This is a genomic window from Microbispora sp. NPDC049125 (assembly GCF_040802045.1).
GTDB lineage: Bacteria > Actinomycetota > Actinomycetes > Streptosporangiales > Streptosporangiaceae > Microbispora.
The window spans coordinates 188,413-203,468 of sequence record NZ_JBEZDW010000001.1; the positions used below are offsets into that span (position 1 = coordinate 188,413).

A 15,056-nucleotide genomic window follows, 5' to 3' on the forward strand; every position below is an offset into this window, starting at 1 on the left:
ACCGTCCTGGCCGCCGCCGGACTGCTGAACCTGGCCGCGCTGGTCCTCCTGGGCCTGGGCACCACAGCCTTGATGCTCACCTGCGGCATGGTTCTCATGGGAGCGGGCCGGGCCCTGTCCAGCGGACCGGCCGAGGCATGGTACGTCGACACCGTCCACGCGCACTCCGGCCCCGGCGCCGACCTGCGCCCGGGTCTGGCCAGCGGCAATACCGCGACGTCGGCGGCACTGGCCACCGGCACCCTGCTCGGCGGCGCCCTACCCTGGCTGCTGGCGACGGGCCCTGATGTCGGCGCACGGCTGGGTGAGGCGACCTCGGGCCTGGTTCTTCCGCTGTCGGTTCCGCTGCTGGTGGCCGCCGCGCTCGAGATCGCCTTCGTGCTGTACGTCCTGGCGGCCCTGCGCGAGCCACCCCGGCCCGCGGCCACCGTACGGGACATCCTGCGCGGCATCCCCGTGACCGTCGCAGGCGGGCTGAGCCTGGGCGCACGCGACGTGCTGGTCCGGCGGATCCTCCTCAGCGCGGCGGCCGCCGGAGGCGCCTTGGCCGCCATGGAACTGCTGACACCGGGCCGCGTCGCCGCCCTGACCGGCGCGTCGGAGTCGGGCGCGGTGGTCTTCGCCGGGCTGGCCTGCGCCGGTTTCGTCTGCTCGGCCCTCGGGAGCCACCTCGCGCCGCTCGTCGCGTGCCTTGCGGGCAGCGGCGAGCGCGCGGTCCTGGCCAGTCTTGCGACCAGTGCCGGCGGCCTGCTGATCCTCGGCGTCACCGCGGCCTTCAGCGGAGTGCCCGCGACGGCACTCGCGGCCGTCGGCTACGGGCTGGTGTACCTCGGGCTCGGCGCGTCGGGCCCGAGCGAGAACGACCTCCTGCACCGCCGGGTCACCAGCGCGGGCCGCGCCACCGCCCTGTCCGTGCAGTCTCTGGCCCTGCAACTGTCCGTCGCCCTCACCGGCCTGCTCATCGGCGTCCTGCCGCACGGCCCGATTCCCTGGCTGCTGGGCGGTGTCATCCTGCTGACCGGAGCCCTGTTGTGGATCCGCCGCGCGGGCCCGGCTCCTGCGACCGCCACGGGCGCGCCCGAGCAGACCACGACGGTGCCGGATCCGGACGCGCCGCCCCGCGCCTGACGACGCGGCTCAGCCGTAGGCGATCCAGTCGCACCGCTCGAGGGAACGCCCTGAGCCACCAGCTGTTCTGACGGCGCGGTGGCGGCGGTCAGACCGGCGTCGGCCCGGCGCTGGAACGCGCCCGGGTCCGGACGCCCCCGGGCGATCGCCATGCGGGTGATCCGTACGGCGTCGGCCATCGCCCGCAGGGCGGGCCACACCGGCCGGACCGCCTCGGTCCCCACCGCGACGGAGTTGGTGAACGGGGTGCCGCGCATCGCGCTGACGGCGGAGACGAACGAGCCGAGCGGCTGCACCGTCATTCCCTGGACGTGCTCGAGCACGAACACGTTGCGCTTCTGCGGCATCATCGAACTCGACCCCACCAGGCCGTCCGGCATCGTCAGGAACCCGAACTCCTGGCCAGACCACAACAGCAGGTCGAGCGCGACGCGGTCCAGCGTGGTGGCGAGCGACGTCATGGCCGCCAGCAGATACAGGATGGCCGTCCGGCTCGCCACCGCGTCGAGGGAGTTCACCACCGGAGCGTCGAAGCCGAGCAGCTCCGCCGTACGCGCGGCGTCGATCGGCACGGTGGTCCCGCCGACGGCCCCGGCTCCGAGCGGGCAGGTGGCCATAGCCGTGCCGGCGTGCCGGAGGGGGTCCAGGTCACGTCCGACGGCCGCGGCGACGCCGAGGAGATAGTGGCCGTAGGTGATCGGCACCGCTGGCTGGAAGTGGGTGTAGGCGGGCATCATGGTGGCCCGGTGCCGGCGCGCCCGCCCGAACAGGACGTGGCCCAGCCGTACCATCTCGCCGGTGAGACGGCGGTAGACGGGGCGGAGGTGCAGCAACAGGCACGTGGCGTTGAGGTCGTTGCGGGAACGGCCGGTGTGCAGGACGCCGCCGATCTCATCGCCGGCCTGTTCGATGAGATGCCGTTCGTAGGCCAGGTACACGCCCCTCTGCATGGGCGCGCCGGCCAGGGCGGCGTAGCCGGAAGCGCGCAGATCGAGGATGGCGCGCAGGAGAACGGCCGCCGGCCCGGCCTCGATGATCCGGCGTTCGGCCAGCATGGCGACGTGGGCCAGGTCAACGGTGCTGATCTGGCGTAGCTCCGCGAGCCGGTCCGGATGGGCGGCGGGACGCTCCTCGAAGAGCATCTGGCGGACGGACGGAAAGGCGGGCGCCAACAGGCGGCCGGTCGCGGGATCGCCGGCGGCGGCGGAGTCCGGGCCCAGCTCGCGCACGGCCGCCCCAGCGGCGTGAGCGGCCTTCTCTGCTGTCGGCGCGCGGGTGATCACGTGTCCCAGACGATCCCTGAAGTCGCCGTGGCCGCCGGGCGGGGCCGCCCGGATCGTGCGCCTGCCCCGGCTCGGCCAACTGCGGCAGGTCCACCCCTGACACCTCGACCTGCCTGCGCCGACGCCAGGAGAGGGGCGAATCCCCTGGTGGCGGGGTCGCGGCGGACGACCGCCAGCTCCTCAAGTAGGCCTTGACCAGCGAAAACCCCGTCTCCCTTTTGTTGGGGAGGCGGGGTTTGCCGTTACGCTCAGTGAGGCCCGAGGGCCCCGGCTGCGTGCCCGCCGGGATGGTGTGTCAGACCATGGCGAGCCGGTCCACCAGCAGCTCCACCCTCGGCTCGGTGTCCTGTGGCGGCAGCCGTCCCGCTCGGGTGAGGGTGGCCAGCCCGTGCAGGGCCGCCCAGAACACCTCGGTGAACAGTGCCGGGTGGACGCCGTCCCCGGCGACCTCGCCGAGGCTTTCCAGCAGGGCGGCGAAGGCGTCCTTCAGAGGTTGTGGGGTGTCCTCGTTCGCGAAAGCCAGGCCGCCATCGAGCTCGAACATGGCGTCGTAGACCGCCGGGTTGCGGGCGGCGAATTCGAGGTAGGTGCGGGCCAGGGCGGTGACCCGGGTGCGAGGTCCGTCCGCGGCGGAGGTCGCGGCCCGCAGCGCCCCGGCCATCTCGGTGGCGCCCTCGAGGGCGACGGCACCGATGATCTCGCGCTTGCCGCGGAAATGGCTGTAGAGGACGGGCTGGCTGTATTCGATGCGCTCGGCGAGCCGGCGGGTGGTCACCGCGTCCCAGCCTTGCTGCTCGGCGAGTTCGCGGGCTGTCGCCACGATGAGGCGCTCGCGCGCCGCCCGTTCGCGTTCCTTGCGTTCCTGTACCGACACGGTTTGATCCTAGCATCGCTAGACAATCAAGCGGTAGCAGTACTAGCGTTGCCTCATCAGCTAGCAACACTAGATGCCGGGACGGTCGTCATGCTCAACGCACTCGAGGTCTTCACCACCGTGGTCGTCGGCCTGATGGTGGGGGTGGAGTTCTCCGTCGCCTTCGTCATCAACCCGATTCTCAACGCACTCCCCGGTGACGGTGGCCAACTCGGCCGCGCCCACGGGGGCCGGATGCTCGGCGCCGTGATGCCGGTCTGGTACATCACCTCGCTCGTCCTCGTCGCGGTCTGGGCCATCGCCAGATGGCACCACCCCGGAAGCGGCCTCACCGTCACCGCCGGCGCGCTGCTGATCCTCAGCGTGATCATGTCGATCCTGCTGCTCGTCCCGATCAACAACCGGGGCAGGACGTGGACCCCTGACAACCGGCCCGCCGACTGGAAGCAGCAGATGAGCCGCTGGGACCGCCTCCACTACGTCCGCGTCGCCGTCATCATCGCCGCCTTCACCCTGCTGGTCGTCGCCCTCCTCTGACCTTGCGGGCCGGTGCCGCGCCGGTGGCGCACAATCCCCACTCGGAACACGAGAGCGATCGTCCAGCGCCGGCTGCGGGCGTGCGTACGAATCCGCAGGTTCGAAAGGCGAAGGAGCACGGCCGGCCATCATGCCGTACGCGTTTCACTCTCCTGGTGGCTGGAGCTCTGGCACGCCACACGCGGCATTTCGCGGGGTCATGAGCTGGGCGGACGTAATTGTCGGCAGGCGTAATCGTGCCCGCTTGCGTAAAGGGCGGCCCAGATACCCGTAAAATGCGTGACCTAATAAACGGATGTGACTTGGGAGCTTGACGTGACGCTACTCTCCCGCAGGAGCCTTCTCAAAGCGGGCGCGATCGGGGTGCCGGCCGCGGCCCTGGGCGCCGCGCGCCCCGCGCAGGCGGCCGCGCCTCTCCCGGTGGTGGAGACCTCGGGCACCGCGCCCGCTTCGCTGGCCGGGTTCGACACCGTGGTCAAGAACTTCGTGAAGGCCCGAAAGATCACCGCCGCCCAGCTTGCCATCATGAAGAACGGCAAGATCGTGCTCGCGCGCGGCTACCGCTACAACGACTACTCCAGAGCACTGCCCACGGTGTCGCCGACGTCGCTGTTCCGGATCGCCAGCCTGAGCAAGAACATCACCGCCACCGCGATCATGCGCCTGGTGCAGGACGGCAAGCTGAGCCTGTCGGCCAAGGTCACCCAACTGCTGGGGCTCACCCCGGCCGACGCCCGCATGGGGCAGATCACCGTACTCAGGCTCATGCAGCACCTCGGCGGCTGGGACTCCGCCGTTTCCGGGGACCTGCTCTGGCTGGACCACACCATCTCGGCCTCGCTCGGTGTGCCGCTGCCGATCGGCCACGCCGACATCATGCGGTACGCGACCGCACGCAAGCTCGACTTCGACCCGGGCACGAAGATGGTCTACAACAACTACGGCTACATGCTGCTCGGCCGGATCATCGAGAAGGTCTCCGGCATGTCCTACGAGTCGTACGTCAAGACCAAGCTGCTCCAGCCTCTGGGCATCACCCGGATGCGGCTCGGCAAGAGCCTCAGGAGCGAGGCCGCGCCGGGCGAGATCGCCTACGAGTCGCAGTACACGAACAAGTCCGTGGTGGACACCTCAGGCACCACCGTCCCGTATCCCTACGGCGGCTTCAACATGCCCAACCAGGACGCCAACGGCGGCTGGCTCGCCTCCGGCGTGGACCTGGTCCGCTGGACCCTCGCCCTCGACAAGCCGGGCACGGTGCTGAACACCACCTCGATCGCCAAGCTGATCGCCAAGCCGGAGATCGGCGTCAACGAGAACGGCTCCTGGTACGGCGGCGGCTTGTGGGTCCGCCAGGTCACCGGTCACGTCAACACCTGGCACAGCGGCTCGATGCCGGGCACGTTCACCTACCTGGCGCGGCTGCAGAACGGGTTCAGCTACGCGGCATTGTTCAACCGCCGGGAGGAGACGGGGTCGCTCGACTACGACACGATCGATGACGACATGAACAAGGTCAGTGTGTCCTCCTGGCCCACGACGGACCTGACCTCGAAGTACTTCTGACGCGCGGCGATCTGGGCCGGCGCCTGGCGGAGCCGGTCCAGCAGGCTGGGGTGGCCGTTCCGACCGTCGCGGGCAAAACCATTGCGGTCAGCTTGTTCTGGCCGCTGTCGTCGATGAACACCAGTTGCATGCGCCCTCCTGTTGGTATGCGAAACGCAAGGTCTAATGGACTCTCTGTCATTGATGGGGAGGAGATCCGGCCCCGGCTTATGCCTGAAGAGAAGAAAGCCGGTCGTCGACAGCCGTGCCGCGCTCGTGCTCACTCAACGTGACCACCATTGATCATGAAGGGGAAGATATGGTCAAGCGGCATGAAGTCGGAAATCAGGCGCTCGCCCGGCTACGTCGACGGAGCTGCCGGTAAAGCGCCGTTGTCGGGACAGCTCACGAACGAGGAAGTGATGAGCGGCTACGCCGGCCTGTCGACACCCGTCGTGAAGGCCACGACGTTGATTGCCTATGTGGCGTCTGTCGGAGCCGTGACCTGGGCGACTATCAACAACCAACTCGGCGATCAGATCTACGGACGGCTGATCATGGCCGTTCTCAGCTTTCCCGTATCGATCATTGACTGGTTTGCGGGGGATCGCGTCTTCGCCGCGCTCCGGGGCGAACGCCATGGCGTCAACACATCTGGCTGGGACTATGCGGCTCTCGGCTGGCCGGGGCTGGTAACGGCCTTTGTTCTGATCGGCTCCATGACGCTGTCTCGTACTCAGCTTCTCGGCAGAGTTGTGAGTTGGTATTTCGCCGCTGCAACGCTCATCTCGGGTGTGGTAATCGCCATCGACGGATGGGCGCCACGTCGTCCCTGGGGGTGGCCTCTTGTGGCATGCGGCGTCGTCATGGCCGTGGGGCTGAGGCTCTCCAAGCGTAGGGCACCTTGAGTTCTCGGACTGGTTTCATCGGACGCCGGCGCTCAGCAAGGTCGGGCTTCTCCCTCGTGGCGCTTTGATCCCTGAGACGGCGCAGGGCCAGGCCGCGACGAGGGCGGGTCTCCAGACGAGGGCCGCGTTCTTCCTGATCGGCTCGTCCGCGACGGCCGGCTCAAGGACGCCTCGCAGGACAAAACGCCTCGCAGGACGAGGAACGACGTCTTGATGGGCGACCGGCCGTAACGCTCGTTCAGGTCCCTGATCCACGCCAGGATCGGTCCGGCTCCGTACGGATGGAGATCTTCGCCGTTGTGGTGGGCCGGTACCGTACACGGGCGGTCGCCGCGGGATCGCCGCCGTCGAGCCGGTGGAGGCGGATCGGCGCTCCGCCGGGGTTGTGGTACAGCCGGATCCCTTCGCCGAGCAGGACCGGCGCGATGTGGATGTCGATCTCGTCGATCAGCCCCAGGTCCAGAAGCTGAGCGCCGATGGTCGGCGAGAACACCCCGAGATGTCTGCCCCCGGCGGCCTCCAGCCCGATCCGCACCGCCTCCTCCGCGGGGCAGGACAGGAAAGTGATGTCGGGGGTGGGCGGCGCGTCCTCGGGATGATGGGTCAGGACGAAGATCGGCCCGGCCCATCTCCCGCCCCAAGGCCGTGAGTCGCCGATGGCACTGTCGAAGCCGTCGCGGCCCGCCAGCACGGCACTGGTGCTCTCGATGTACTCCTCGATCAGGCCCGGCTGGGCGGTGAAACCAGTCATCCAACTCATGTCGTGGTGTGGTCCGGCCACGAACCCGTCAAGGGACATCGTGAAGGTCCAGAGCACTTTTCCGGTCGCGGTCCGCGGGTGGGTGTCGTTCATCGGTCGTCTCCTGCGATCTGCTTGTGCGCCGCGCTGCGGCGCCTGCTGCTCGGGTGTGGAATTCGCTCACGGCCCGACGGGAAGGTCGTAGAAGCGCAGTGCGCTGGAGCCGATGCGGGATAAATCGGTGCCGTACACGTGGATCGTGACGGCGGTGCCGTCGCCGGTGTTCGCGACCCGGTGGATGTCGCCGGGCGGGGCGAAGCCGGTGACCGCGCCGGTCGCGTTCGTGGTGCGTCCCGCCGGGACGAGGACGTCGCCGCCGCTGCCGAGCGTGAACAGCTCCTCGTCCACCGCGCCCTGGATGACGCCGAACACGCACCAGGTCACGTGGTCGTGGATCCGCGTGATCCGGCCCGCCGGCCACACGATGGCCTGGATCGAGAAGGCCCCGTCCGGCTCGACGTGCAGCAGCCGGCCGCGCGGGTCCTCCTGGACGCCGGGATGGGCGCCGGAATGGACGCCGGGAGGGATGCCGGTCAGCACCTCGGGCGAGGGCAGGTGGCGCCGCAGCACGCTCGCGACGCGCTGGGCGGTGCGCCGCCAGTCGTCGCGGCGGCTCAGCGCGGCGCGGATGCCGGTCGCCAATTCGTCCAGCCCGGACGCGGTGGACGGTGGCCGGCTCAGGAGTGTCATGGCTGTCCCTTCGGCGGTTGCGGCCGGTACGGCGTCTCCGCGGTGCCGCGACACCCAACGTACGAATAGAGTGGCGCTGATAAGAGATCCAATTCTGGACGAGTTATGAGTACCAGTTCGCCTGAGTTGTTCGTGGAGCTCGACCGCTCCCGTCCCCGTGGCCTGCGCGCCCAGCTGGAGCGGAGCCTGCGTGACGCCATCAGGGCGGGCCGGCTGCGTCCCGGCGTCCGGCTGCCGTCGTCCCGGGCGCTCGCCGCGGACCTCCAGATCACCCGTGGTGTCGTCATCGCGGCCTATCACCAGCTCACGGCCGAGGGCTACCTGACCTCCCGGCAGGGCTGGGGCACCGTCGTCAACACGATCACCGTCCCCGAGGGATCACAGCGCCGCCGCCCGCCTCCGGCCGGCATCCGCTACGACTTCCAGCCCGGAGCCCCGGACGTCGGCCTGTTCCCCCACGCAGCCTGGGCCCGGGCGACCCGCGCGGCGATGCGGTCCCTCCCCGGCCGGTCACTTGGCTACGGCGACCCGGCCGGTCTCACGGAGCTGCGCGAGACGCTGGCCGACTATCTGGGCAGAGTCCGGGGCGTGTCCTGCGAACCGGACGACGTCGTGGTGTGCAACGGCTTCTCGCACGGGTTGAGCCTGCTGGCACAGGTGCTCGCCGAACGGGGCATCGCCGTCGAGGACCCCGGCCACCCCGACTGGCGGGAACAGATCACCTGGGCAGGCGCGAGCTGCCACCCCATCGAGGTCGACGACGAGGGGCTGCGGGTGGACCGGCTCGCCGCGTCCGGGGCGGGCGCGGTACTCACCACACCCGCCCACCAGTACCCGACCGGTGTGGCGCTCTCGCCCGGCCGACGGACCGACCTGCTCGACTGGGCCCGCACCAGCGGCGCGTACGTGATCGAAGACGACTACGACGCCGAGTACCGCTACGACCGCCAGCCCATCGGCGCCCTCCAAGGGGTCGCGCCCGATCACGTCGTCTACGCCGGCAGCCTGTCCAAGAGCCTTGCCCCCGGGCTGCGGCTCGGCTGGCTGGTCGTCCCCCCGGCGCTACGCGAGGAGGTGGTCGCCACCCGCGCGCGCGGTGACCGGTTCACCAGCTCGATCATCCAGGCCACCGTCGCCGAGTTCGTCCAGCGCGGCGACCTCGACCGGCACCTGCGGCGAACCCGTCGCGGTTACCGCCAGCGACGCGACGCACTCATCGCGGCCCTGCGCCGGCACCTGCCCGCCTGCCGTGCGACGGGCATCTCCGCGGGCCTGCATGTCCTGGTCACGCTGCCCGGCGGCATGGACGCGACCCGCCTCGCCGCCACCGCCGCCCGGCACGGCATCCTCATACAGCCCCTCGACCGCTACCGGGCCTGCCCGGCGGCGCCAGGCCGGTCCCCGGCCCTGGTGATGGGTTACAGCAGGCTCACGCCCCACCACATCGAGGAAGGCATCCACCACCTCGCCACCATCCTGAACTCGGACGGCGTCACCACCCTTTGAAGACCAGGGTGACGTCGCCAACCGGTCAGCCGGTTCATCAGTCCATCCGGTCCCGGCGGAGGGCGGGCAGGTCCGCCCGGGAGGCGATGCCGAGCTTGGGCAGCAACTGCGCCAGGTGTGCGCCGACCGTCCGGCGGGACAGGTAGACCTGCTCGCCGATCTCCTCGTCGGACAGGCCATCGGCGGCGAGCCGGGCGATCTGCAGCTCCACCGGGGTGAGCTTGTCGCGGGCCGCCAGGACGCGGTCGGCACTGGCCTCCCCGCAGGCGCGCAGCCCACGCCGGGCCCGGTCGCTCCACGGTACGACGCCCAGCGCGTCGAACGTGTCGCGGGCGGTGCGCAGCAGCGGCCGGGCCGAGCCGGGATCGCCCTGGTCCAGCAGCCACTCGCCGTAGGCCACCTGCACGTACGCCCGGGCGAACGGCCAGCGGGCGTGGTCGGCGGCGAGCGCGTCGGCGAACCGGGCCCGCGCGTCCGCCGGGTCGGCGAGCAGCGCCCGGGCGAGCGGCAGGCTCACGTGCAGCGCGGGCGCGGGCGTCGTCCGCGCCACCTCCTCCAGCTCGCGCAGCACCGCCCGGGCCGCGACGGCGTTACCGCTCCCGGCGGCGGCGTCGGCGAACGCGGCCACCACATAGCAGCGCAGCGCGAGCTGGTACGACGGATCGGCGGGGTCATGCAGACGGCGCAGGTGCTCGTACGCCTCCGCGTGCCGGCCCTCGCCCAGCGCCGCCAGGCCGCGGGCCATCTGCACGGTGGCGAGCACCGGCCGCACCCCGGCGGCGACGCTCATCGCCTCGGCCCGAGCCGCGAGCTCCCGAGCGCGGTCCGGTTCGCCGCGCAGCGCCGCGAGCATCGCCTGGGTGGACACGGCGGTGCCGTACATCTGCGGCTGGTCCGTCTCGAGGGCCAGCCGGGCCGCCTCCTCGGCGGCCGGGATCGCCACGTTCAGGTTGGTCCGGAGCACCGCGCTCCACGCCTGCTGGGCGAGGGAGCGGGTGAGCAGGTAAAGCCGTCCCTGGGCGCGTAATCCGGGCAGCGCCGCCGAGGAGAAGCTCTCCACGTGCTCGAACGCCCCGACGAGGACCGCCGCGGAGCCCAGCAGCCGGGCCGCCAGAGGGTCGATGACCGGCCGCGTGGCGAGCTCCCGCAACGCGTCGATGACCACGGCGCCGCGGTCGAGCGGCGCGGCGTACGCGAGGATCGCCAGCAGCAGCGGGTTCGCGGCCGGCACCGGCAGGCTTTCCGCGGCCGCGACGATCCGGCTGCGCGCCTCGGCGCCCGGCTCGATCCAGAAGCACTGCAGCGCGGCGCTCCACAGGATGCGTAGCGCCTCTTCGGGCCGGCCGTCGGCGGCGACCGACTCGGCGAGGGCGGCGAGCACCTGCGGGCCGGTCGCCCGGCCGTCCGAACCGTCGTTGAGGGTGCCCCGGATCCACTGCGCCTGGGCTTGCTGCCGGGAGGTGAGCGGCAGCAGCTCGGTCTGGCGCAGCAGCCGTACGACGACGTCGCGGCCACCCAGCTCGACGGCCTGGTCCGCCGCCCGGAGCAGCCGGTCGGCCCGCAGGCGCGCGTCCTCGGTGAGCTTGGCCGCCTGCTCCAGCGCGGTCACCGCCTCGGTCGGGGCGCCGCGCTGCGCGACGCGGGCGGCCATGGTGTCCAGCGCGGCCGCGATCTCCTCCTCGGGCCGGGCGGCGGCGGACGCGCGGTGCCAGAGCCGGCGGTCGGCGGCGCGTTCGCCACCCTGCGGGGCGAGCGCCTCGGCGAGCGCGGCATGGCCCGCGCGGCGCTGCGACAGCGTGGCGGCCTGGTAGATCGCTGAGCGCATGAGCGGGTGGCGGAACCGGATCTGGGCGGCGTCCGGCTCGATCAGCCCGGCGCGAATCCCCGGCGCCAGGTCGTGGTGCGCGACGGGCCCGGCGGTGAGGACGGCGGCGGCCGTGATCGTCTCGTCCAGCGAGGTGCCGTCGTCGAGGGCCGCGACGAGCAACAGAGCTCGCGTGGCGGCGGGCAGGTCGCCCAGCCGGGCGCCGAAGGCGCGCTCCAGCCGCTCGGTCAGCGGCAGCCACGGCGAGGAGAGCAGGCCGGCCCCCTGGTCGCGCCATTCGCCGGTCAGTTCCACCAGCGCGAGCGGGTTGCCGGCACCCTCGTCGAGCAGCCGCCGCCGGGCCGGCGGATCCATGCCGGGGGCGCGCGCGTCGATCAGGCGCGCCGCGGCCGCGTCCGGCAGCGGCCGCAGCACAAGCTCGGGCAGCCCCGCCTCGGCCAGCGCGCAGGGCACGCCGTCGCGCAGCGTGGCGAGCAGCGCCACCGGCTCGGCCTCCAGCCGCCGGGCGACGAAGGACAGCACCCCGGCGGTGGGCGGGTCGAGCCACTGGCCGTCGTCGGCGAGCACCAGCAGCGGAGTCCGGCTCGCCGCCTCCATCAGCAGGTTGAGCGTGGCGAGAGCGACCAGGTACAGATCGGGGACGGGAGCGTCGATGAGCCCCAGCGCGGCCGCCAGCGCGCGCCGCTGCGGATCGGGCAGCGCCCCGTCGTCCAGCCGGGCGGGATGCAGCAGGCGGTGCAGCCCGGCGTACGGGAGATGGAACTCGGCCTGCGTGCCGGCCGTGGACAGCACCCGCAGCCCGGCGTCCCTGCCGGCGTCCGCCGCCGCGGTGAGCAGTGCGGACTTGCCGATGCCGGGCTCGCCGCGTACGACCAGTGAGCCGCCTCCGTCGCGAAGCCCGCGGAGGAGGCCGGAGAGCCGGGCGATCTCCGGCTCTCGCCCGAAAAGCGCTGACTCAGCTGACTTAGCGGATTCGCTGGACATGGTGAAATAGTCTCCTGGTGCCGCCTCCCGGTCGAACCGAATCCGGCTTCGGCATGTGCGCAGGCATCGTCGAGGGGGATTCGTGTCCGACGACGTCACTGGTCAGGGACCTCGGGCGGCGCCCGCGTCGCTGCACGGCCGGGACGCGGAACGACACGTGATCGACGAGATGATCCGGCGGCTCGGCGTGCGGCTCAGCGACACGCTCGTCCTCGCCGGAGAGCCGGGCGTCGGCAAGACCCGGCTGCTGCGGGCGGCGGCCTCGGCGGCCTCGGCCGCGGGGCTGCGGGTGCTCACCCTCTCCGGCGTCGAGTCGGAGTCTCCGCTTGGCTTCGCCGCGCTGCACCACCTTCTCGCGCCGTTCCTCGATCGGCTCGAACGGATCCCCGGCCCCCAGGCCGACGCCCTGCGGCGGGCGTTCGGGCTGATGCACGGCCCTGCGCCGGACCAGTTCCTGATCGGTCTGGCCACCCTCAGCCTGCTCGCCGAGATCGCGTCCGATCGGCCGCTGCTCTGCCTCGTCGACGACGCGCACTGGCTGGACCGCGACTCCGCCCAGGCGCTCGCGTTCGTCGGCCGGCGGCTGCACGCGGAGGGGGTCGGGGTGCTCGTCGCGCTACGCGAATCCGGGGCCGCGGTCTTCGAGGGCCTGCCGGTGCGCCCCGTCCGCGGGCTGCGTGACGCGGCCGCCCGCCGGCTGCTCGCGGAGTGCGTCGCAGGGCCGCTCGATGACGCGGTGGCCGAGCGGGTGGTGGAGCAGACCGGCGGCAACCCGCTCGCGCTCATCACCCTCGCCACCGTTCTGTCGCCGGAGCAGCTCGCGGGCCACACCGAGCTGCCGGTACGGCTCCCGCTGGGCGCGCACCTGGAGACGTACTTCCTGAGCCAGGTCAGGGCGCTTCCCCCGGCCACCAGGGAGCTGCTGCTCGTCGCCTCCCTCGCGCCCCCGCACGACCAGGCGCTGCTCTGGCGGGCCGGGGCGCTGCTGGGCATGTCCCCGGTGGACGCCGACCCGGCGCTCGCCGAGGGCATCCTGCTGCTCGGCGACCTGGCCGGCGGCAGCGTCACCTTCCGGCACCCGCTCATCCGGGCCGCGGTCTACAACGCGTCCACGCCGGCCGATCGCCGCCGCGCGCACCGCGCGCTGGCGGACTCCAGCGACCCCGTGCTCGACCCGGACACCCGGGCGTGGCACCTCGCCGCCGCCACCGCGGGCACCGACGAGAGCGTCGCCCGGGACCTCGAAGCCTCCGCCGAGCGGGCCGGAGCGCGCGGCGGCCACACCGCGCAGGCCGCCTTCCTGGCCCGCGCCGCTGAGCTCAGCCCGGACGCACCGGCGCGCGGCGGCCGGCTGCTCGCCGCGGCCGGGGCGTTCCTGGTCGCCGGGGACATCGCCGCGGTCCGCCGGCTGCTCGACCAGGCGCGGCCGATGCTGCACACCCCGGTCGCCCGGGCGACGGGGGAGCGGCTGCGCGCCGCCGTCGCCAACTACGACGACCGGGTTGCGTACGCGCCCGCGATCCTGATGGACGCGGCCGCCGCGCTCGGCGGCCGGGACGAGCGGCTGACCCGGGTGATGCTCCGGGAGGCGATGGAGACCGCCATGGTCGCGCTGGAGCACACGGTCGGCACAACGCCGCTCGAGGTGGCCCGAGCGGTGCTCGCCGTACCGGCCGATCCGGCGGGGACGGCGGCCGACCTGCTGGCCCGGGCGTTCGCCACCCGGGTCACGGCCGGGTACCGGGCCGCGGTGCCGCTGATGCGTGCCGCGGTCGCCGAGCTGTGCACGGCGGAGCGGCTCAGCGAGGAGGGCATGCCGATCGGGCTGCTCGGCGGGCTCGCCGCCGACGAGCTCTGGGACGAGCAGGGCCGGTCCACCCTGCTGCGCCGGCTGGCGGCGTCCGCCCGTGAAAGCGGGGCGCTGCACGCGCTCCGTGTGACGCTCACCCTGCTCGCCGGCAGCGAACTGCGCGCGGGCCGGATCGCCGTCGCCGACGGGCACTACGCCGAGAGCTTCGACCTGTACGCGATGAGCGGGGTGATGCCCCGGGGCGGCCCGCAGTGGCAGATCGAGCAGCTGGTCTGGCAGGGCCGGGAGCAGGAGGCCCGCGCCGCCGCCGACCAGATCGCCGTCATCGCTGTCCAGAACGTCCCGGTCCTGGTCAACCAGGCGGCCCAGGCCATGACGGTGCTGGAGGTGAGCCTCGGCAACTACCGCGAGGCGCTCGACCGGGCCCGCCCGCTGTTCGACCGCGACCCGCCGGGCAGCGGCAACCGGGTTCTGCCCGACCTGGTCGAGGCGGCGGTACGGGCGGGCGACCCCGACACGGCACGGCAGGCGCTGGCGCGGCTGGAGGAGCGGGCGCCGATCAGCGGCATGCCCTGGGGGCTCGGCCTGCTCGCGCGCGGCCGTGCGCTGCTCGGCGAGCAGACCGGCGGAGCCGCGGAGCCGCTCTACCGGCAGGCGCTGGAGCTGCTCGGGCGCACCCGGATGCGCACCGACCTGGCCCGCACCCACCTGCTGTACGGAGAATGGCTCAGGCGGAACCGGCGTCGGGGCGAGGCCGGGGCGCAGCTGCGTACCGCGCACGAGATGTTCGCCGCGATGGGCGCCGGGATCTTCACCGAGCGCGTCCGGGTAGAGCTCGCCGCGACCGGCGAGCGGGTCGCGTCCCCGGCCGCGCCGGTCGGCCCCGCGCTCACCCCGCAGGAATCCAAGATCGCCGCCCTTGCCGCCGAGGGAGCGACGAACGCGGAGATCGCCCGGCGGCTGTACGTCAGCACCTCGACCGTCGAGTACCACCTCACCAAGGTCTTCCGGAAGCTGCGGCTCACCTCCCGGCGGCAGTTGCGCGAGCTGTTCAAGGACGGCCTCGCCGGCTGACCCCCCGGGCCTCGCGGACACACTGGGGTGTTTCCCTGATTCGGCGGCACGCCCCGGCGCGGTTCCATGAGGACGACCGGTCAAGGCGACGCA

General features: G+C 72.3%; 10 protein-coding genes. 5 read left to right on the top strand and 5 right to left on the bottom strand.

Annotation, left to right across the window (positions count from 1 at the left end):
- Positions 1-812: 812 nt before the first annotated feature.
- Positions 813-2,411, bottom strand: a complete 1,599-nt coding sequence (locus tag AB0B72_RS00820) for a lyase family protein (RefSeq protein WP_367736163.1) — start codon at positions 2,409-2,411, stop codon at positions 813-815.
- A 295-nt stretch (positions 2,412-2,706) separates the two neighbouring features.
- Positions 2,707-3,285, bottom strand: coding sequence for a TetR/AcrR family transcriptional regulator (locus tag AB0B72_RS00825; RefSeq protein ID WP_367736164.1), 579 nt, complete (start codon positions 3,283-3,285; stop codon positions 2,707-2,709).
- A 90-nt stretch (positions 3,286-3,375) separates the two neighbouring features.
- On the opposite strand from AB0B72_RS00825, the gene AB0B72_RS00830 reads away from it, so the two are divergent.
- From AB0B72_RS00830 to AB0B72_RS00840, 3 genes are all read left to right on the top strand, one after another.
- Positions 3,376-3,822 carry an anthrone oxygenase family protein gene (locus tag AB0B72_RS00830; protein WP_367736165.1) on the top strand — a complete coding sequence of 149 codons (447 nt, stop codon included), beginning with the start codon at positions 3,376-3,378 and terminating at the stop codon, positions 3,820-3,822.
- Between the two features lie 315 nt (positions 3,823-4,137).
- Complete coding sequence (locus tag AB0B72_RS00835) at positions 4,138-5,388, top strand: serine hydrolase domain-containing protein (RefSeq protein ID WP_367736166.1); 1,251 nt, start codon at positions 4,138-4,140, stop codon at positions 5,386-5,388.
- 311 nt (positions 5,389-5,699) lie between these two features.
- On the top strand, positions 5,700-6,275 hold the full coding sequence (locus AB0B72_RS00840) for a hypothetical protein (RefSeq protein ID WP_367736167.1): 576 nt from the start codon (positions 5,700-5,702) through the stop codon (positions 6,273-6,275).
- A 238-nt stretch (positions 6,276-6,513) separates the two neighbouring features.
- Here AB0B72_RS00840 and AB0B72_RS00845 read toward each other — a convergent pair whose 3' ends face one another.
- Together AB0B72_RS00845 and AB0B72_RS00850 are read right to left on the bottom strand one after the other, a co-directional pair.
- A complete protein-coding gene (locus AB0B72_RS00845; RefSeq protein WP_367736168.1) occupies positions 6,514-7,128 on the bottom strand; it encodes a dihydrofolate reductase family protein in 615 nt (204 codons plus the stop codon).
- Between the two features lie 66 nt (positions 7,129-7,194).
- Positions 7,195-7,764, bottom strand: coding sequence for a cysteine dioxygenase (locus AB0B72_RS00850; protein WP_367736169.1), 570 nt, complete (start codon positions 7,762-7,764; stop codon positions 7,195-7,197).
- Between the two features lie 105 nt (positions 7,765-7,869).
- Here AB0B72_RS00850 and AB0B72_RS00855 point away from each other — a divergent pair, with 105 nt between their 5' ends.
- The gene (locus AB0B72_RS00855; RefSeq protein ID WP_367736170.1) at positions 7,870-9,270 is read left to right on the top strand and encodes a PLP-dependent aminotransferase family protein; all 1,401 of its coding nucleotides are present in this window, start codon (positions 7,870-7,872) and stop codon (positions 9,268-9,270) included.
- A 37-nt stretch (positions 9,271-9,307) separates the two neighbouring features.
- On the opposite strand, the gene AB0B72_RS00860 is transcribed toward AB0B72_RS00855, so the two are convergent.
- Complete coding sequence (locus AB0B72_RS00860; protein WP_367736171.1) at positions 9,308-12,079, bottom strand: AAA family ATPase; 2,772 nt, start codon at positions 12,077-12,079, stop codon at positions 9,308-9,310.
- Between the two features lie 82 nt (positions 12,080-12,161).
- On the opposite strand from AB0B72_RS00860, the gene AB0B72_RS00865 reads away from it, so the two are divergent.
- Positions 12,162-14,963 carry a helix-turn-helix transcriptional regulator gene (locus tag AB0B72_RS00865; protein ID WP_367736172.1) on the top strand — a complete coding sequence of 934 codons (2,802 nt, stop codon included), beginning with the start codon at positions 12,162-12,164 and terminating at the stop codon, positions 14,961-14,963.
- Positions 14,964-15,056: the final 93 nt, after the last annotated feature.